At 57.5% G+C, this 18,251-nt stretch carries 21 protein-coding genes; 8 read left to right on the forward strand and 13 right to left on the reverse strand.

Annotation, left to right across the window (positions count from 1 at the left end; all coding sequences use genetic code 11):
* Positions 1–16 precede the first annotated feature (16 nt).
* The 4 genes from dnaX to ACEQU8_RS04300 are packed head-to-tail and all read left to right on the forward strand — an operon-like array spanning position 17 to position 3,980.
* Entirely contained in the window at positions 17–1,735 is a 1,719-nt protein-coding gene (dnaX, locus tag ACEQU8_RS04285; protein WP_370261738.1) for a DNA polymerase III subunit gamma/tau, read from the forward strand.
* A gap of 22 nt (positions 1,736–1,757) precedes the next feature.
* Positions 1,758–2,084: a YbaB/EbfC family nucleoid-associated protein gene (locus ACEQU8_RS04290; RefSeq protein WP_370261851.1), complete on the forward strand. Its 327-nt coding sequence runs from the start codon at positions 1,758–1,760 to the stop codon at positions 2,082–2,084.
* Between the two features lie 14 nt (positions 2,085–2,098).
* Entirely contained in the window at positions 2,099–2,734 is a 636-nt protein-coding gene (gene recR / locus ACEQU8_RS04295) for a recombination mediator RecR (RefSeq protein WP_370261740.1), read from the forward strand.
* 19 nt (positions 2,735–2,753) lie between these two features.
* Positions 2,754–3,980 carry a CaiB/BaiF CoA transferase family protein gene (locus ACEQU8_RS04300; protein ID WP_370261741.1) on the forward strand — a complete coding sequence of 409 codons (1,227 nt, stop codon included), beginning with the start codon at positions 2,754–2,756 and terminating at the stop codon, positions 3,978–3,980.
* On the opposite strand, the gene tal is transcribed toward ACEQU8_RS04300, so the two are convergent.
* Positions 3,977–4,927: a transaldolase gene (tal, locus tag ACEQU8_RS04305; RefSeq protein WP_370261743.1), complete on the reverse strand. Its 951-nt coding sequence runs from the start codon at positions 4,925–4,927 to the stop codon at positions 3,977–3,979. The two genes, ACEQU8_RS04300 and tal, sit on opposite strands and share 4 nt — an antisense overlap.
* Positions 4,928–5,063: 136 nt before the next feature.
* Between tal and ACEQU8_RS04310 the strand changes: the two genes are divergently transcribed.
* Together ACEQU8_RS04310 and ACEQU8_RS04315 are read left to right on the forward strand one after the other, a co-directional pair.
* Entirely contained in the window at positions 5,064–5,417 is a 354-nt protein-coding gene (locus ACEQU8_RS04310; RefSeq protein ID WP_370261744.1) for a hypothetical protein, read from the forward strand.
* A 9-nt stretch (positions 5,418–5,426) separates the two neighbouring features.
* A complete protein-coding gene (locus tag ACEQU8_RS04315; protein ID WP_370261746.1) occupies positions 5,427–5,933 on the forward strand; it encodes a disulfide bond formation protein B in 507 nt (168 codons plus the stop codon).
* Here ACEQU8_RS04315 and ACEQU8_RS04320 read toward each other — a convergent pair.
* Positions 5,917–6,198 carry a hypothetical protein gene (locus ACEQU8_RS04320; protein ID WP_370261748.1) on the reverse strand — a complete coding sequence of 94 codons (282 nt, stop codon included), beginning with the start codon at positions 6,196–6,198 and terminating at the stop codon, positions 5,917–5,919. The genes ACEQU8_RS04315 and ACEQU8_RS04320 overlap by 17 nt on opposite strands.
* Before the next feature lie 198 nt (positions 6,199–6,396).
* On the opposite strand from ACEQU8_RS04320, the gene ACEQU8_RS04325 reads away from it, so the two are divergent.
* Complete coding sequence (locus tag ACEQU8_RS04325; RefSeq protein ID WP_370261750.1) at positions 6,397–7,482, forward strand: HD-GYP domain-containing protein; 1,086 nt, start codon at positions 6,397–6,399, stop codon at positions 7,480–7,482.
* On the opposite strand, the gene ACEQU8_RS04330 is transcribed toward ACEQU8_RS04325, so the two are convergent.
* The 11 genes from ACEQU8_RS04330 to ACEQU8_RS04380 are packed head-to-tail and all read right to left on the reverse strand — an operon-like array spanning position 7,479 to position 17,206.
* Positions 7,479–8,456, reverse strand: a complete 978-nt coding sequence (locus tag ACEQU8_RS04330; RefSeq protein WP_370261752.1) for an ATP-binding protein — start codon at positions 8,454–8,456, stop codon at positions 7,479–7,481. The genes ACEQU8_RS04325 and ACEQU8_RS04330 overlap by 4 nt on opposite strands.
* 4 nt (positions 8,457–8,460) lie before the next feature.
* Positions 8,461–8,784 carry a hypothetical protein gene (locus ACEQU8_RS04335; protein ID WP_370261754.1) on the reverse strand — a complete coding sequence of 108 codons (324 nt, stop codon included), beginning with the start codon at positions 8,782–8,784 and terminating at the stop codon, positions 8,461–8,463.
* A 2-nt stretch (positions 8,785–8,786) separates the two neighbouring features.
* A complete protein-coding gene (locus ACEQU8_RS04340; protein ID WP_370261757.1) occupies positions 8,787–9,629 on the reverse strand; it encodes a tetratricopeptide repeat protein in 843 nt (280 codons plus the stop codon).
* A 4-nt stretch (positions 9,630–9,633) separates the two neighbouring features.
* Positions 9,634–10,587: a type II secretion system F family protein gene (locus ACEQU8_RS04345; RefSeq protein ID WP_370261759.1), complete on the reverse strand. Its 954-nt coding sequence runs from the start codon at positions 10,585–10,587 to the stop codon at positions 9,634–9,636.
* A gap of 11 nt (positions 10,588–10,598) precedes the next feature.
* Positions 10,599–11,507: a type II secretion system F family protein gene (locus ACEQU8_RS04350; protein WP_370261762.1), complete on the reverse strand. Its 909-nt coding sequence runs from the start codon at positions 11,505–11,507 to the stop codon at positions 10,599–10,601.
* Positions 11,504–12,877 carry a CpaF family protein gene (locus ACEQU8_RS04355; protein ID WP_370261763.1) on the reverse strand — a complete coding sequence of 458 codons (1,374 nt, stop codon included), beginning with the start codon at positions 12,875–12,877 and terminating at the stop codon, positions 11,504–11,506. Before ACEQU8_RS04355 ends, ACEQU8_RS04350 begins: the two co-directional genes overlap by 4 nt.
* Positions 12,874–14,061, reverse strand: a complete 1,188-nt coding sequence (locus ACEQU8_RS04360) for a CpaE family protein (RefSeq protein WP_370261764.1) — start codon at positions 14,059–14,061, stop codon at positions 12,874–12,876. Before ACEQU8_RS04360 ends, ACEQU8_RS04355 begins: the two co-directional genes overlap by 4 nt.
* Positions 14,062–14,084: 23 nt before the next feature.
* A complete protein-coding gene (locus tag ACEQU8_RS04365; protein WP_370261765.1) occupies positions 14,085–15,527 on the reverse strand; it encodes a type II and III secretion system protein family protein in 1,443 nt (480 codons plus the stop codon).
* Complete coding sequence (cpaB, locus tag ACEQU8_RS04370; RefSeq protein ID WP_370261767.1) at positions 15,524–16,495, reverse strand: Flp pilus assembly protein CpaB; 972 nt, start codon at positions 16,493–16,495, stop codon at positions 15,524–15,526. The genes ACEQU8_RS04365 and cpaB overlap by 4 nt, the downstream gene beginning before the upstream one ends.
* Positions 16,496–16,519: 24 nt before the next feature.
* Positions 16,520–17,008, reverse strand: a complete 489-nt coding sequence (locus tag ACEQU8_RS04375; protein ID WP_370261768.1) for a TadE/TadG family type IV pilus assembly protein — start codon at positions 17,006–17,008, stop codon at positions 16,520–16,522.
* A 12-nt stretch (positions 17,009–17,020) separates the two neighbouring features.
* On the reverse strand, positions 17,021–17,206 hold the full coding sequence (locus ACEQU8_RS04380) for a Flp family type IVb pilin (protein WP_370261769.1): 186 nt from the start codon (positions 17,204–17,206) through the stop codon (positions 17,021–17,023).
* A gap of 246 nt (positions 17,207–17,452) precedes the next feature.
* Here ACEQU8_RS04380 and ACEQU8_RS04385 point away from each other — a divergent pair, with 246 nt between their 5' ends.
* Positions 17,453–18,154, forward strand: a complete 702-nt coding sequence (locus tag ACEQU8_RS04385) for an EcsC family protein (RefSeq protein ID WP_370261771.1) — start codon at positions 17,453–17,455, stop codon at positions 18,152–18,154.
* Positions 18,155–18,251: the final 97 nt, after the last annotated feature.

The raw sequence follows: 18,251 nt of genomic DNA on the forward strand, positions 1-18,251 counted from the left end.
TTGGGACTCCACGCGCATGACTCAAACCGTTTCTCAAGCACTGGCCCGCAAATGGCGCCCCCGTGATTTTGATTCGCTGGTGGGCCAGGCGCACGTGGTCAAAGCCTTGTCCCACGCGCTGGACAATCAACGCCTGCACCACGCCTACCTGTTCACGGGCACCCGCGGCGTGGGCAAAACCACCATTGCCCGCATCATGGCCAAGGCGGTCAATTGCGAGCAAGGCATTTCCCGCAACCCGTGTGGCGTTTGCCAAGCCTGCCAGGAAATTTCGCAAGGGCGCTTTGTCGACCTGCTTGAAGTGGACGCGGCCACCAACACCCGCGTGGATGAAATGCGAGCCCTGCTCGAAAACGCCATGTACGCTCCCACGGCGGGGCGATATAAGGTGTACGTCATCGACGAAGTGCACATGTTGTCCACCAGTGCCTTCAATGCCATGCTCAAAACCCTGGAAGAGCCACCGGGGCATGTGCTGTTTATTTTGGCCACCACCGACCCGCAAAAAATTCCGCCCACGGTGCTGTCGCGTTGCCTGCAGTTTGCCCTGCGCCAGCTGCCGCCCGACCAATTGGCCGAGCACTTGGGCAACATTCTTGTGCAAGAAAACATCGCCCACGAGGCTGGCGCACTTCGCTTGTTGGCCAAGGCCGCCCGTGGCAGCGTGCGCGACGCTTTGTCCCTCACTGACCAGGCCATTGCCTACAGCGCAGGGCAGGTCACAGAGGCCACCGTGCGCACCATGTTGGGTGCCGTTGATCAGCACGTGGTGCATCAAATTTTGCAGGCCCTGGCCCAAAGCGATGGCAAAACCCTGCTGGATTTAAGCAAGGCCTTGGAGGCCGCCAGCGCCCCTTTTGGCGCCATTCTGGACGAGTTGGCAGCCATTAGCTACCGGCTGTCGGTGGCCCATTTTGCAGGCGGGCTGGATACCGCCGATCCTGATGAGGTCGCTTTGCTGGCTTTGCAGGGCTTGTTCGATCCAGAAACGCTGCAACTGTTTTTCCAGATTGCAACCCATGCACGCGCCGAGCTGCACCTGGCCCCCGAAGAGTCAATTGGCTTTTCAATGGCTTTAATTCGCATGTTGGCTTTTAAGCCGGGTGGGCAGGGGCAAGCCGTGCAGGCCGCTGGCAAACCTGCACCCGCCATGCCAACCCGTGCCCCCGGTGCAACGCCACCGGCCCAGCCCGCAGCAGCCGCCGCCAAGCCGCAGCCTGCCTCCCCGCCCGCCAAGCCGCCAGTGCAGCAGGGCAGCGTGCATGCTTTGGCTCCAGCAGCGCCCAAAACCGTTGCGCCAGCCCCGTCGACCTTGCCCGTTGATTTGCCCACAGCCGCCAATTGGCCCACACTGTCACAAAGCATTGCAGCCAAGGGCTTAATGCGGCAGGCCTTGGTGCAGGCGGAGCTGGTTGAAGCACACCAAGACGGCGCGGTGCTGCACATTGTGCTGCGCACGGGCATTAAAACCTACACAGAGACCAGCATGGTAAGCCGCCTTGAGGCGCTGCTGGGTTCGCATTTTGATTGCCCTGTCAAATTGCAAATGCAATTGGGTGAAGCGCAGCAAACTGCGCACGCTGTGCAAACAGAAAACCGTCGCCAGGCTTTGCAGGGTGCCAAAGAGGCTTTGCAGGGCGACCCCTTTTTAAACGATATTCAGAACCTGATGGGGGCCTCTGTGGTCTCAGGTTCTGAACGAAGCCTGAAAGACATTGGCCCCGCAGACGTATAACCGGAGGAATATCCCCATGAACATGATGAAAGGCCAATTGGCCGGCCTGATGAAACAGGCCCAGCAAATGCAGGAAAAAATGGCCAAAATGCAGGCCGAAATCGCCGCCCTGGAAGTGGAAGGGCAATCTGGCGGTGGCATGGTCAAGGTGCTGATGACCTGCAAACACGACGTCAAGCGCGTCACCATCGACCCCAGCTTGCTGGACGATGACAAAGACATGCTGGAAGACCTGGTTGCCGCCGCGTTTAACGACGCCGTGCGCAAAGCCGAAAACCTGATGCAAGAAAAAATGGCCTCTGTGACCGCGGGCTTCCCCATGCCCCCCGGTTTTAAAATGCCATTCTGAACTTTCTCAGTCTTATGACCCGCTCTGTGCCCGACGCCTTTGAAGGTCTGGATCCCCTGGTGGATTTGGTGCAGGCTTTCAAACGCCTGCCCGGCGTGGGGCCCAAATCGGCCCAGCGGCTGGCGTTCCATTTGCTGCAAAACGACCGCCAGGCGGCTACTGCATTGGGGCAATCCTTGCTCAAGGCCGTGGCAGAAATTCAGCACTGTGCCCGCTGCAACAATTTTTGCCACAGCCAGGTGTGTTCCATTTGTAGCGACACCCGCCGCAATCCGGGCTTGCTGTGCGTGGTCGAAACCCCCGCCGACCTCGCCGCCATTGAGAACACTCAAACCTACCGTGGCTATTACTACGTGTTGATGGGGCGTGCCTCCCCTTTGGATGGTGTTCACCCCGAGTCGCTGGATTGGCCCAAGCTCAGCGAGCGCCTTGGCGATGAGTCGGTGAGCGAAGTCATTTTGGCGACCAATTTCACCAACGAGGGCGAGGCCACGGCGGTGTTTTTAACTGACCGCATACGTCGCCTGGGCTTGAAGGTGAGTCGGCTCGCCCGTGGCGTGCCGTTGGGGGGCGAACTGGAATACACCGACCCCAGCACGGTGGCCCGCGCATTGCTGGACCGCCGTCAATTGGGCAACAACGACTTCTAAACCCCAGGCTTTATTCACCATGGCCAGTGAACACACATCACCCAAGAGTACAACTGCCCCCACTGCGGGGCCTTTGGCGGGCTTGCGCGTATTGGAACTGGGCACCCTGATTGCCGGGCCATTTGCCAGTCGCATGTTGGGCGAATTTGGCGCAGAGGTCATCAAGGTGGAAACCCCGGGCACCGGCGACCCCATCCGAAAATGGCGTGTGCTGCACGAAGGCAACTCCCTGTGGTGGGCTGTGCAGGCGCGCAACAAGAAATCCATTACCTTGAACCTGAAGCACGAGCAAGGCTTGAAGGTGCTGAGGGATTTGTTGGCCAGCACCGATATTTTGGTCGAGAATTTCCGCCCGGGGCAGCTCGAGAAATGGGGCTTGGGCCCCGATGAACTGTTGGCCTTGAACCCCGGCCTGATTGCGGTGCGCCTAAGCGGCTACGGCCAAAGCGGGCCTTACAAAGATCGTCCCGGGTTTGGTGCGATTGCTGAATCCATCGGCGGCATGCGTTTTTTAAGTGGCGATGTGGACAGGCCCCCGGTGCGGGTGGGCATTTCGATTGGAGATTCTTTGGCAGGTTTGCATGCGGTGATCGGTGCCCTCATGGCCCTTCAACACCGCAACACCACCGGGCAGGGCCAGGTGGTGGATGTGGCCTTGTATGAATCGGTGTTCAACATGATGGAAAGCCTGTTGCCCGAGTACGATTTTGCCGGCGTGGTGCGCAAACGAAGCGGGGCAAGCCTGCCGGGCATTGTTCCCTCCAACACCTACACATGCCAGTGCGGCGGCTACATTGTGATTGGCGGCAACGGCGATGCCATCTTTAAACGGCTGATGCAGGCCATCGGCAGAAGCGATTTTGCCAACAACCCTGACATGGCCACCAACGATGGCCGCGTGCGCCACACCGAATTAATCGACAACACCATCGCCGACTGGTGCGCGCAACGCTCGATTGACGAGGCATTGGCCGTGTTGCAGGCCGCCGATGTGCCAGCCAGCAAAATTTACAGCATCGAAGACATTGTGCGCGATCCGCAGTTTGCCGCCCGCCATATGATTGAAGAGCACGCTTTTGGCGGGGGCACATTGAAGGTGCCGGGCATTGTGCCCAAGTTGAGCAACACCCCGGGGCAAACCCGCTGGCTTGGCCCTGGCCTGGGCCAACACACCGATGAGGTGTTGGCCGCTCTGGGTTATGGCCCAGAGGCCATTGCAAAGCTGCGGGAGCAGGGGGCTGTTTAAGCCTGAAGCAGCCCGTCCAGTGTGATGGAATCTTTGACAAACGCGCGAATGCCTTCGGCCAGTTTTTCGGTGGCCATGGCGTCTGCGTTTAATTCAAACCTGAATGCCGCCTCGCCATCTGGGAAACTCTCGCGAGGCTGCTGCAAGGCCCATGCGGGGTTCAGGTCAACGGGCAGTTGGCCATCGTCAGCACGCAGTTCTGCCAGCAATTCGGGGCTAATGGTCAGCAAATCGCAGCCAGCCAATGCCTTAATTTGACCGGCATTGCGGAAACTCGCTCCCATCACCTCGGTGGGTATATTGTTTTGCTTGTAATAAGCGTAAATGCGCCGCACAGACTGTACGCCGGGGTCGTTTACGCCAGCCTGCGCCGCCTCATTCCATTGCGCGCCAGCCGCCTTTTTATACCAGTCGTAAATTCGGCCCACAAAAGGCGAAATAAGCTGAACACCTGCCTTGGCACAGGCATGTGCCTGAATGGGCGAGAACAGCAGGGTGAGGTTGCAGTGTATGCCCTCTTGCTCCAACTGGCGGGCGGCTTCAATGCCTTCCCATGTCGAGGCGATTTTGATCAAGAGTTGTTTTTCGGGGTTGATGCCTTCGGCCTTGTACAGGCTGACAATTCGCTTGGCCCGCTCGATGGTGGCTTGTGTGTCAAAAGACAGCCGCGCATCCACCTCGGTGGACACTCGCCCCGGGATGATTTCTAGAATTTTACATCCAAAGGCCACCAACAAGCGGTCGGTTTGTAATGCCAGGGGTTCGCTGCCGTAGGCCACCTTGATTTTGTTCATCAAGGGCTCGTACTGCGGTTTTTGCACAGCCTTAAGAATCAGCGAGGGGTTGGTGGTGGCGTCTTGCGGCAAAAAGGAAGCCATGGCCTGAAAGTCGCCTGTGTCGGCCACCACCGTGGTGACCGCCTTGAGTTGCTCAAGAATGTTGCTCATGAATCTGCTTATGACTTCGGTTGCTAAAAAAATCAATACGAATCCCCCCAGTATAGGCGTTTTGAGGTGTCCCTTTGATGAATCACAGGGTATCCTTGATCCACAAGAGTCAATAAATAACCAAGGGGTCATTGCCATGTACACTCAAAGTGCCCTGTTAGACCAACCACTCATTGATGAAGACCAATGGGGTCGGCTTCAGTCTGAGCTGGGTTCGGAAATGCTGCAGGAGTTTGCCCAGGAGTTTTTTGAAGAAACGCGCGAGTTGTGGTTTGATGCCGCGCTCAACCCCCTGGGCATGGAAGAAAAAGCCTTCAAGTCCATGGCCCATCGCAGCGCGGGTGCTGCGGGCACCATCGGTTTCAAACGCCTCCGGTTTGCTTTTTTGTGCATGGAGCACAATCCCTTGGGCGAATCCACCATGACCTATGTTCAATCCATGCGGGCTGTGTTTGAAGACACCGCTGCATGGGTCAATTCTCAGGCTTAATCGATTTCCATGTTGTATTCGGTGTCACCAAAACAATGGGCGGGTGTGGGCTTGGCCGTGTGCCTTGGGGCCTTGGCGGCTGCGCTTTATTTGCAGATTGTGCTGAACTGGTTCCCCTGCCCGCTGTGCATTGTTCAGCGCTATGCATACCTGGTGGCTGCAATCGGATTTTTGGGTCTATTGCTGGTGGGGCCACGCTCTTGGCTTGCCAAGGGTTTGATGGGTGCGGTTGTATTGGCCGTGTTGGGTGGCTTGGGCACCGCGGCTTATCATGTGTGGGTGTTGTCCAACCCCATGCAAACCTGTGGAGTGGACCCACTTCAAACCCGTTTGAATGAACTGCCCTGGGTGGCTTATTGGCCCGACATGTTTGTGGCCGATGGTTTGTGCACGGCAGAGTACCCGCCTTTGTTGGGCTTGTCCCTGCCCATGTGGAGCGGAATTGGCTTTGTGTTGTTGGGGCTGGTGCTGTACTTGGCCCGTCGCAATGCCAGAAGGCTTAGACGGTCATGGTGACGGGGCTGGACAAGGTAATCCAGTTGTCGTTTTTGCTGGTGCCCACGTGCTGGGTTTTTTCCAGCGTTTCCATGTAGGCCAACAAGGTGCCCAAGGCGTCCATGCCGCCAGGCAGTTTGCTTTGGCGAATGGCTTGCACCACGGTGGCCAAGGCCTCATCCAAGTTCACCGCTTTGTCCTGTTTGCAGTTCAGGGACTGCAACTCCACCACGTCAGACTGAAATTGCTCAAACGGGGCTGTGGCGCGCAATTCGATGGTTTGCATAATGGCTGGCTCGCAGTGGGGCTTTCGATCGGGCTTCGTTAAGCGTTAATTTCTCATTTTTGCGCTGCGCGGCAGCGGGCGAATAAGCCCCTTTTTTTTGGCCAGTTTGCCAGATCCCCAAACCGTGCTCCACCGCTTGGGCGATCCACCCATGACCAAGGCTGGCCGTAGAAGCAGGGGTTCACCGGGAGACCCTGCATGCTGATCAATATTTCAAACGGGGCATCGATTGCGCCCCTGATCCATCGAAAGTCCATTTTGCCGGAGCAGTTGTACTTCAGCTCTGGCAAGCAACTTCGGCCAGGCCAGCGACTGGGGGCCGATGGCCTGATTGCACTGGAGTTGGAGTTAAGCCAATCCACTTTGCTGTACTTGCAGGCCAAAGACCTCTTTGAGGAGCTGGCCTGCGCCCATGCCGTGTTGTCCAAGGCTTTGCTGGATGAAGACCCTGACACGTTTTTGCCAGCCATTGATGAGCTGGCAAACCGAATTGAACACATTGCCACGCATCACTTCGACCTGGCTTACGCTTACCTGGCCTGGCACACGGCAGACGATTACCCGGTGATGCACCATTTGCTGGTGGCTCTCACCTTGGTGCGGGCGGGCCAGTGCAGTGCGCAGTTTGAGGGGGCAGAGTTGCGCTCGTACCTGAAGGCAGCGCTTACCATGAACCTCAGCATGTTGACCTTGCAAGCCCGTTTGCGCGACCAAAAAGAACCCCTGACCCGTGAGCAACGCGAGACCATTCGCAAGCACCCCGAGCAAAGCGCCAATAAGCTAACGCTGTTGGGTGTGAAAGACGAGCGTTGGATAGACACCGTGCGCATGCATCATGAGCTGCCCGACGGCAGCGGTTACCCCAGCCAGGTGCGCAACACCAACCCTGGGGCCGTGTTGCTGGGGGTGTGTGATTCGTTTAATGCGCGCATGGCGCAGCGGGATTACCGCAATAATTTCACGGCTGAGCAGGCAGTAAAAGACCTGTTTGCCCACGCTGACCCGTTGACCAGTGGCTTTACTGCAGTGGTGCTGGAGCAATTGGGCATTTACCCGGCGGGCAGCCTGGTTCAACTGGTGGGCAACCAGATCGGCTGCAGTTTGATTCGGGGTGAAACCGCCATTACCCCGGTGGTGTTGGTGTTTAAAAATTTGCCGCAGCCCGGTGGTGGGGCCGCTTTGGTGGATTCGTCACAAGACGAGTTTAAAATTCGCAATGCCTTGCCCCGACGGGGCTTGGGCAAATTGCCCGCCTTGCTGGATCTGTTGGCCAAAGTGGTTTAGCTGTCGGTCTCTAATTCCAGGCTGGCCACGGTTTGATTGCCCACCCGGGCCAATTGTAATGTCCAGTGGTGGCGTGTGGCGATGCGCTCGGCCATGGCCAGGCCAATGCCTTCGCCCTCAAACTCGTCGTTGCCGTGCATGCGGTGGAACAGCCTGAACTTTTGGGCGTCATGCGCCTGCGAAAATCCAACCCCGTTGTCGATGATTTCCAGGGTGTTGGGGCTGGCCATGCGAATTTGTACACGGGGCTGCTCAACAGGCTTGGCAAACTTCACGGCATTGTCGATGAGTTCTTTGAACAGGCGCATCACCAGCGCTTTATCGAACTTGAATTGCCCACTCACCTGGATCTCAATGGGCACGGGGCTGAAGTCAAAATGCTCATCGACGACCTGCTCCAGGATGTTTTGCAATGAATGCGTTTGCAGGTTCAGCGGGCAAACACCCAAACGAAGATATTCAATGAGCGCATCCAACAGCACGCCCATGCGTTTGCCGTTGCGGCGAATTTCCTCCAGGGATTTTTCTGCCTCGGGTGGTGCGTTGGCGCCCAGGTCGTCTGCCAAAAAGAAGGAATAAGCGTCGATGGCTCGCAGGGGTGCTCGAAAATCGTGGGCGATGGTGCCAGACAGCCAATTGAGTTGGTTCAGCAGGGCGTTGTTTTCGCGGATTTGCCGTTGGGTTTCCAGGTCGACACTGCGGGCCAGTTGCTCATAGGCTTCCCGAAGGGTGCTCATTTCCTGTTGCCTGGCGCTGATTCGCCCTTCCAGTGTGAGGCGCAGGGCCATTTGCTGCTGCTCATTCTGTTGTTGCTGGGTTTTTAGCTCGGCCCGCAACTTGCCGTTAAGCTCCTCCAGGGCAGCGGTTTTGGCTTGTTGCATGCCAAGCTCGCTTTGCAGTTGAGCCAATTGCTTGGGCGAGGCCAGGGGTTGGCCCGTGAAAAAAGACAGCAGTCGAAGCAGTACGGCCAGCACAACGTTACTTGGTGTTGATGGTCGACAACTGTGAGCTGACGGGGGCCTGGTTTTTCGAGCCGATGGAGTCGACGTAAGCGCGGTAGGCTTTGCCCGCAGATTCGGCACGGTAGGGCTCGGTTTCACCGCGGTTTTGCCCTTCGGCCTGCTCTTTCAGCCAGGCGCGCGTGCTGGCGCCGGTTTGGGCATCGGTGGTGCCTTCATGACCTTGCGTATTTGAGGTTTGAGCCTGTGCCACGCTGGGCAGGCCAAATGCCAGCCCTGTGGTGAGGACCGCAGTGAGTGCCGCGGTGCGCGCAACAGTGATGGGGTGTAGCCGAGTGACCATGATCAGTTTCCTTGCGGTGACATGCGCCTTTTGATCGTGTTGGCTTGAGACATCACGCGGTTGCGCGTGCTGTCGGACCATTGCAGGCGGTCGGCAATGTCCAGGGCCATGTTTGGGTCTTCAAACACCAAGCCCCACAAGGCCAGGTTGGCCAGCACATTGGGGTCGTTGTTTGACAATTGGTTGGCTTTCATCAGCGTGCTGTAGGCCGGTTCTTTTTGACCCTCCAGCAAGTACACCAAACCAAGGTCTGAGTATGCGGTGATGTTCAATGGATCGGCTTGTACCGATTTTTCAAGCCGCGTGGCCGCGGTTTTAAGGTCGCCCCGTTCAATGGCCACTTTGCCCAAGCCGTACCAAACCGGCCCAAGGCGCGATTGTTCGGTGCCACTGAGCAGGCTTTTGTAGACCAGTTCGGCCTGGTCCAACTGACTGGTTTTGCGAAGCGCATCGGCGCGCAGTTGGCGGCTTTCGCGGTTGGCACCCCATTTTTGGTCGTAGGCATCCAGGTGGGCCAGGGCCGCGTAGGCGTTGTCTTGCTGCAGCATGGTTTGCACCAGCTTGAGATGAATGGCGCGCTCACGCTCGGCACGTCCGCGTTTGAGCTCTTCGTCTTCGCGCAGGTCTTCCTGGCGCTGGGCCTCGATCATGGCTTGTTGCGAGGGCGACACCAAATCCACATTGGCTGTTGGCCGGGCGGGCTCGGGCGCAGTTTGGGCTGCGGGGCCTGATTGCCTGGTTGGTGCTGCACACGCGGCCAGCACCAAAGGCAGCAGCAGGGCGACCAGGCGCGATGCCCGGTTTGCCCGGTGTGGTGTGGGTGGGGTGCTGCGGGTGTCCTTCACTGCCTTATCCTCCAACTCGTTCAAATGCGCGAATGATGGAGATGATACCCGGCCCGCCGGTCATGATGAGCAGGGCTGGCAGCATGGTAATCACCATCACGCCAGTCAGTTTAACAGTCAGCTTGCCCATGGTTTCTTTGGCATTGGCTCTTTCTTTTTCAATGAGTCGGTCAGAAAACTGCTTGAGGGGTTCTTGCACCGCCCCGCCGTATTTTTCAATTTGTCCGATCACTTGCACAAAAGATTTGAATTCATCGCTGGAATACACGGTGCTGATTTTTTTCAGGATTTCATTCCAGGGCACTCCAGACTTCACCTGAGCGCGTTGGCGGTGCAGCATGCGGCCCGTGATGGGCACCAGGTCACGAAGTTGGGTGGACATGATTTCAATGGACTGGTCCACGCTCAAACCCACGCCTTGCAGCAGGCGCATTACGTCCACAATGGCCACCAGTTCGCGCTCGAAGGCCGCTTCACGGCTTTCGCCAATGGCTTTGAGTAACCACTTTGGACCCATGAAGCCAATGCCAGCCACTGCGATGATTTGAATCATCTGAATGGGCCCAAACCCGCTGCTCCAGTTCAGGTAGATGCCCAGCGCCACCCCCACGATGAGCAGGGTGATGCGCAACAGCACATAGCGGTTAAGATCTTCGTCACGACCGAAGCCAGCTCGACCAAGCAGCTTTCGATCTTCATCTTCAATGAAGTAACCGAAGGCTTTGGTTTGTGAAAACTGGTGCCCGATTCGATCGATGCGCCCGCTCAACACGGCGGTGGGCACCTGGTTGCGCGCGGCCAGTGTGCTTTGCACCCGCCGGCGTTTGTCGATGAATTCCTCAATGCGCGCCAAGGCTTTTTCTTTGCGGGTGGCTTGCCTGTACAGGCTCCAGGCCAGGCCTACAAAACCCAGCCCGAGCAGAAAAATTCCCATGAGCAGCAATTGGTCTTTTGGCATGCGTGGGCCCCTTAAATGCTCTTGACCATGCGGTAAATGATGGCGGCACCTGCCACTTGCAACAAGGCGGCCAGCAAGAGAAGCATGCGCCCGGTGTCGTCATTCCACATGGTGCCCAAATAGGCAGGGTTGAGCGTGAGGATGATGCCTGCCAGCGCGGGTGTCAGGCAGCACATAAACACAGCCGACATCCGCGCCTCGGATGACATGGCCAGCATCTCTTGATGGTGTTGCTCGCGATCGCGCAGGTACTGTGCCAGGCGGCCCAGCAAAATATCGCTTTTGCCACCATAGTTCAGGGCCAGAGCCACCACCGATGCGATCAATTTGAATTCTGTCAGGCCGTACACGCGGGCCAAGCGGTGCATGGCTTGGTCGAGTTCCAGGCCAGCGTATTGCATTTGTACGGCCAGGCCCAGCGCCTCTTTCAGGGGCTGCTCAGCGTTTTCCAGTGCGGTGTTGAACGACACCGTGAGGCTGTAACCCACGGCGCTTACGCGGACCACACCGTCCAAAAAATTCGGCAATTGGCTGAGCATTTGCAATCGTCGTTTGCGCTGCTTGTATAGCACGTAGGCGCCCACGCCCAATAGCGCAAGCATGAGAGCTCCGATGGCACTGGCGAGACCACGAAACACCAGGCCCGCCAGCGTGGGCACCAATAATATGAGGCCAATTCGTAGCCCCAAGGTGCGATCAATCACCAGGCCGGCAGAAATCAAGCTGTCGGTGATCCATTGGGGTATATATTTTTTGCGCAGAGGGTCTTTTTCCAGGGCCAGCGGGTCGCGGGCCTGGCTGAGGGCACTGTCCAGGCGGCTTTCGGCGCGCTTGCGCAGTTCATCCTCCGAGCTTTTGCCCAGCAGCAAAACAGCCAGAGAAATAAACACCAGCGCAGCGGCGATGAGTCCGAAGGTCATGTGAGGCGTATGTGGGAGATTTTCGGGTTTTTGGGGTACGGCACCACGGGCAACCAGTTGTCCAGTTCTTGCCCGTCGGGTCCAAGCCGGCTTTCGTGTCGATACAGGTCTTGCAGCAAAATATTGTCGTCCACGATGCCCGCCACCTCTGTGATGCTGTGGATGCGGCGCTTGCCCGAGGGCAGTCGCACAATTTGCACAATCAGGTCCAGGGCCGATGCGATTTGCCTGCGCAGGCTCATTTCGTTGCCGGTGAAACCAGCAAAGCCTGACAGCATTTCCAGGCGGTGCAGGCAATCGCGTGGTGTGGAGGCGTGGATGGTGCCCATGGACCCATCGTGACCGGTGCTCATGGCTTGCAACATGTCCAGCACCTCTGCGCCGCGCACTTCACCCACCACCACTCGGTCAGGGCGCATGCGCAGGCTGTTTTTGACCAGGTCGCGAATGGAAATGGCCCCCGCGCCTTCGTGCCCACCCGGGCGGCTTTCCAGCCGCACCACATGGTGGTGGTTCAGTTGCAGTTCGGCGGTGTCTTCAATGGTAATGATGCGCTCGCCCGGTGGAATAAATTCGGCCAGCACGTTCAGCATGGAGGTTTTACCTGTGGATGTGGCACCACTGACCACCAGGTTGCAGCGCTTGCGAACAGCTTCGCGCATCAGGTCGTATAGCCGTGCATCAAAAGTGCCCAGGCCCATCAGGTCCTCTGCCCGCAGCGGGGTGCTTCTAAATTTACGGATGGACACCACCACGCCATCTCGGGCCAGCGGGGAGATGATCACGTTGATGCGGCTTCCATCGGGCAGGCGAGCATCCACCATGGGGCTGGACTCATCCAGGCGCCGGCCCAGTGGGGCCAAAATACGCCGCACGATGCGCAGCAGGTGGGCGTTGTCGGCAAAGCGGGTGCTCACCCGTTCCATGCGCCCCATCTTGGACACATACACGTCTTTGTAGCCGTTGATCATGATGTCTTCAACGGTGGGTTCGGCGAGCAGATCCTCAAGTGGACCAAAGCCGGCAATTTCTTTAAACAGCGAGTTGGCCACATGCACCACCTCGTTGTCGTTCAAAGGAATTTGTTTGCCGTAAATCAAGCTTTGCACTTCACCCTGAATAAATTTCTCCAGGGCTTTGTTGTCCATTTTTGCAAAGGTGGCGCCTTTTTTCTCGATGATGGCCAGGATGTGCTCATGCGCCATGTCTTTCACATCGTTGAGCACTGCAGAATCGATGTCGCTGGCTGCAGCCGCCGCAAATTGCACGGGCTCCGTGTGCTCCGCGCTGTGAGCTGTTGGGGCCGAGGCGGGCTGATCGGAGTCTGGGCGCGGGGCAGGGCTTTCCTGTCCAAAAATAATCTCGCTCATTTCTTGAACCACTTCTTCAATGTCGATGCGATTCCCTCTGTACCGTCACCCCCTTTGAGGTGAGAGATGCGCTTGTCGAGCAGCGCACTCACGGCCTTGGTGTAGGGGTCTTTGCTGTCTGTGAGTGACACCACCTGCCCGCCGTTGACCGCATTGATCAATGTGGTGCGCCGGTCCGGCAGGGTGTGTACTTTTTCGATGCCCAGCTTGCGGGCAATGGAGTCGGCGTCCAAGGCCACTTCTTTTTGGTGGGGGGCAATCACCAATTCAAAGGTGCGCGAGGCAATGCCTTTGTCGTTCAGGCTTTTGATTAACTCCGCAGTGGTGACCACGCCGGGCACCGATTGCGGCGTCAACACCAAGGTGCTGTCTGCGCTGCGCAGCAGGCTGGCCACAAATTCAAGGTTTGAGAAGCCGCACAGGTCGATCACGATGTTCTGGAAAAACGACTTGATGAGGTTCAAAAACTTCAATGCATCTGAGGCGGAAATGTCGCGCAGGTCGGCCAGGTTTCTGGGCAGTGACAAAATGGCCACGCCCGTTTGAACGTTTTTGCGAAATGCTGTTTTGGCCAGCGTGGCGTCAAAGCGTTTAAGGTTACGCACGCATTCCACAAAGTCCATGGCGCCTTGTTTGTCTTCTGCGGGCAGGTGGATCAGGCCATCACCAAGCGGCAAACCAAAATCAAGCAGCAGGGTTTCGCCGTCGCCACGACGCGCCAGTTGGGCGGCCAGGTTCACGGCCAGCGTGGTGGAACCCACACCTTGCCGACCACCCAACACCACCATCACATAGCCTTTGCTTTCTTGTTGGGTTTGAGGCGCTTTTTCGAGCACGGCCGACAAAATTTTGACCGCTTCGCCCGCGCTGCTGTCCAAGCCCAGAAAGTCGCGTACGCCCGAGCGCAGGGCATTGACCACCGACTCTGTCGAGGTTTTGGAGCCCAAGGCCACCACAGGCAAGTCGGGGGCCAGTTCGCGCAGCTCTTTAACCACCAGGCTGGGGTCCAGGCCCACTTGAGGCGAGTAGTCCACCACGGCGAGGCTTGGCGACACCAGACCCACGCGTTTGGTGATTTCGCTGAACGAGCCCGATTCACGCACCAGCATGAAACGATCGCCCAGCGCATCTGACAGCCAAAGCCAATTGGCGTCTGACCCGCTGATGAACAGTATTCGGGGCATGCTTGCTTGCATCACATTCCCCTTTATTTGCTTGTGAAGCCTGGCACAGGCTCGTTTTTAGACGGCAGGAAGAGTTGCCCCCACACGCTGCGCGGGCGCATGCCAACATTTTCGCCGGGCAAGGCCATGGCCGGTGCCGCGGCATCGCGGGGTTTCACAAATCGAGGGGTGACCACAATCAAGAGTTCTTTGTCTTCGCGGCTATACGAGTTGCTCTTGAAAAACGCGCCAAGAATGGGAATGTCGCCCAGCCAAGGCACTTTGTTGGCATTGGCAATGATGTTTCGGCTGATCAGGCCACCGATGACAAAGCTTTGGTTCTCGCCCAGTTCAACCGTGGTGGTGGCACGCCGAGTCAGGATGGCGGGCACAAGGATGCCCTGGATGGACGTGCCTCGGGAAAAGTCGAGGTCGCTCACCTCTGGGGATACTTTCAAGGCGATGGTTTTGTTCGACAAAATGGTGGGGGTGAAGGCCAAGCCGATACCGAACTTTTTATATTCAATGCCGATGGTGCCGTTGCCTGAGGGCACGGGGATGGGGATTTCGCCACCCGCCAGGAAAGAAGCGTCTTGCCCAGACTGAGCAATCAGTGAAGGCTCGGCCAACACCTTGGCGTAACCATCAGACTGCAAAATATTCAAACCCGACACCAAATCACAGGTGGCTGGTCCGATGTTGGTGCCATTCAACGCACCCACGACCGCACCGCCCACACACCCTGCGCCATTGAAGGCCAGGGAAAATGCATTAGACACGCTCGATGAACTGCTGGAGGCTGGCCCTGCAATCGAATAGGTAAACCCGCCACCACCCACTTGCCCGGTGATGTTGATGCCCAAGCGTTGCAGCTCACTGCGAGTGAATTCAACCACCTTCACATCCACTTGCACGGTGCCCGATGTTTGAATGGTGGCCTGGTCGATCAGCTCAGCCGGTGCGGTGCCTTCTTTGGTTCGGGTCAGGCTTTCACGGGCCTGTTGGTAGGTGCCGATGTTGGGGGTCGAGCCTGAAAGTTTGAGCACCTGCCCTTCGGTTTCAAGGTTCAGGTCTTTCAGGGTCGAAATGGTCTCTGCGGCCTTGCCGGTGACGGCCACCGTGATCACGCGGGCTTTGCTGGCACCGCGGTCCCAAATCAACAGGGAGGTGGAGCCGGTTTTAAGACCCGTCACCAGCACACCGGCGCCGCGTCCACCGCTCGCCGTGGGGTTAAGCACGGTGATGGACGCAATGCTGGGGTCGCCAATGGAAACCCGTGCAGGCACGGCGGGCAAGCTCACAATTTTTTGAAATCCAGTGCTCACAGTAAGCACAAAGGGCGCAGGGCTGCTGGATGCAGCGGGTTTGGCGGCCTCTGGTTCCGGGGTGTTTTGCGCCAGGGCTGGCAAGCCCAGCCAAGCACTTCCCACCAAGGCCAAAGCCAGTCCCAGGGTGTGGCGGTTTATTGTTTTGGTTTTGGTGTTCATCGCGCTTTTTCCCGAGAAATTTCACCGCCGCGAATCACTTCCACCGTGGGTGGCGCCTCTTCAGCGCGGCGTTGTGCGGTTTGGGGTGGTTTTTTGTTGTCTTTGGTGTTGGCGCTGCCCGGCAACACGGTGTTACCCAGCGAGGTGCCTGCATAGGCTTTGTCGCTGTCGCTGAGCTCTGGCGGCGGGGGTGGCGGGTTGGGTGTTTTGCCCCCCTCGGTTTTTACCGGCACGGGCTTGATCACGGTGTCAGCCTTGGGATAAAGCGCCACATTGGGCACTTCTTCATCGTCCGGGCTGCGAAGCACCACAAACAGTTCGCCTTGCGATTGGGCAATTGCCAGGGTGTTGATGTCGGCGGTGGGCACTTCCACCATCATGGCGCGTTGCCGCACTTGGCGGTTATTCTGGTCTTTTTCCTCGGCGTTGACACTTTCGGGCGCGTTCACCAGTTGGGAGCCCACAGACAACACCCGCAAACGGGGCAAAATCAGACGGGAAATGGTTTCCTCCACTTCCTTGGTGTTGGCCCTGAAAATCGAAAACACATCCACGTAATCGCCAGCTTTGATCTTGCCGGTGGCCACGTTGTTTTCGTCCAGGCGCAAAGCAAAAGCGCGATACCCTTCTCGCACCTCGGCGGCCACTGCACCGCTCTCAAAATATTGCGAAGTTACCGGCAGGCCCTTGCCAATGTTGAACAGGGGCTTTTTGCCCACCACGTCGTTAACGTCTTTGAATGCACCGGCTGGCGAGATGGCAAATTTTTCAACTTTGACCATGTCTGGGGTCACTGGCTTGCCAAACTGTATTTCGGTGGCACTCACCACCACGGGGAAGCGCTCCAATTCAGTTTTGATTTGCTCGGTGCCTTCGCGCACGTTCTGGCCCGACAAAAAGGCCATGACCATGAAGATCAGACCCAAACCAAGCAGAAGCAGCGCAAGTATTTTTGTTTTTCCTGACATGGTGCGACGGGCTCCCGGATTTGTTTAAAGTGCTGTTGTGTTTTGGTAGAGCACCACGGCGCTGGCGCTCAACTGGGATGGAAAAAATGTGCTGGAAAACGGGATATTGGCCAAAAAGTTGTTCTCGGACGGGCTAAAAAATCCACGAAACTCCAAACAGGTCAACGATGGGTTGGTCCCAGTGCCCAGTGCATTGCCGCAGTCTGCAGCACCGGCCAGTTGCTCGGTTTCAAAAGAAAAACCCGCCGGATACATGGCGGCGGGCAGGGCGTCTTGGAGCAATTGCCGCGCAGCCGATTCCGGGTTGGCATCGCTGCCAGCCACTGCCACAGACCGAGCCGCCTGCGACACCGCCGAACTCAGGCTGTGCTGCACCATGAACAACATGCTGTAGCCCACAATTGCAAAAATAACGGTCAGCACCACGGGCAGCATCAGCGCCAGTTCAATCAACTGGGCGCCACGCTGCCTGGTGCGGTTTTGCAAAAATTGGCTGGGCTTAGCAGCACGCATGGCCGATTGGCATTAGCCGCCAGCGCCAGTCAGCGCGTTCACAATGTTGTCGAAGGCGGTGCCCAGGCCATCGCCCAGCGTTGCAAAGCCAGCAACAGCCAAGGCCACCACCAACGCGGCGATCACGGCGTATTCAATTAAGGAAGCGCCTTCCTGTTTGCGAAATTTTGCCAACTGCATTTTTGCTACCTTGCTCATGGTTCACTCCTGTTTAAAACATCGAACGAATGATCGAATACCCCCATAATAGGGGTGCCTCAAATGGAGCAAAGCAACAATTAGGGACATTAAACCGCCCCCTTTTTGGAACTTTGACTCTATGTTGTGCAAAGCCATGCGGAAGGTTAACCCGATGTGATTGCACCATGTGAGTTACGATAGTAAACCAAGTCTGTAACTTGTTCATTCCTCACTTCGACACAATTTGCTTTTGGTCATCGATTCATGCAAAAAAACGGTCTACCCAAAGCCATTCTAGGACCATTGCACACCGTGATGGGCGTGGTCACTGGGGGGGTACCCCAAACGAATGAACCAGGCCGCGCCAAGCGACCCTACGAGCGTTCCAAGGAAATCACCCAAAAAGCATGCGCCAAGGCGGCAGCCGTGTCTGGGGGCTTGGCTTTGCCGGTGGGGCCTTTGGGCATGCTCACGGTGCTGCCCGACTTGGTGTTGGTGTGGCGAATCCAGGCGCAAATGGTGGTCGACATCGCCACAGCCTTTGGGCACAAAGGGCCTGTGACCCAGGAAGACCTCATGCATTGTTTGTTTAACCACGTGGCAGGCACAGCCGTGCGCGAATACGAACGTGCCATACCGCTGGAGCATGCGCCTGTGCAGCGCTCCTTGCTGGATTGGATCGACACAGCCACCCGCAGCGGTGGGCGCGATGTGGCGGTGCGTGTGACCAAGCAAGTGGGGCAAGCCATTTTCAAGCGCGTGGCGCAGCGCACAGCCTCGCGCATTGTGCCTTTGGCAGGGGCCGCCATTGTGTCGGCCTATGCGGCCTTGGACACCAAAGAAGTGGCCCGCACCGCGGTGGAATACTTCTCGGGCGAAAAATTGCCTGCGCGGCGCACCAAGAAAAGCTACCCTCGGCCCGAGGAAATGTTCAACGTTGACAACATACGCGACATCCCCTCCTAGTCCATTTGAGGCATCGCCCAGGGCTTGAAGCCGCGGGGGCTCTGTGCAACACTGAACCCAAGCATGTTTAGCCCCGCCGGGCCCACAAGGCTCTTCG

The organism is Limnobacter sp. (assembly GCF_964228395.1).
GTDB lineage: Bacteria > Pseudomonadota > Gammaproteobacteria > Burkholderiales > Burkholderiaceae_B > Limnobacter.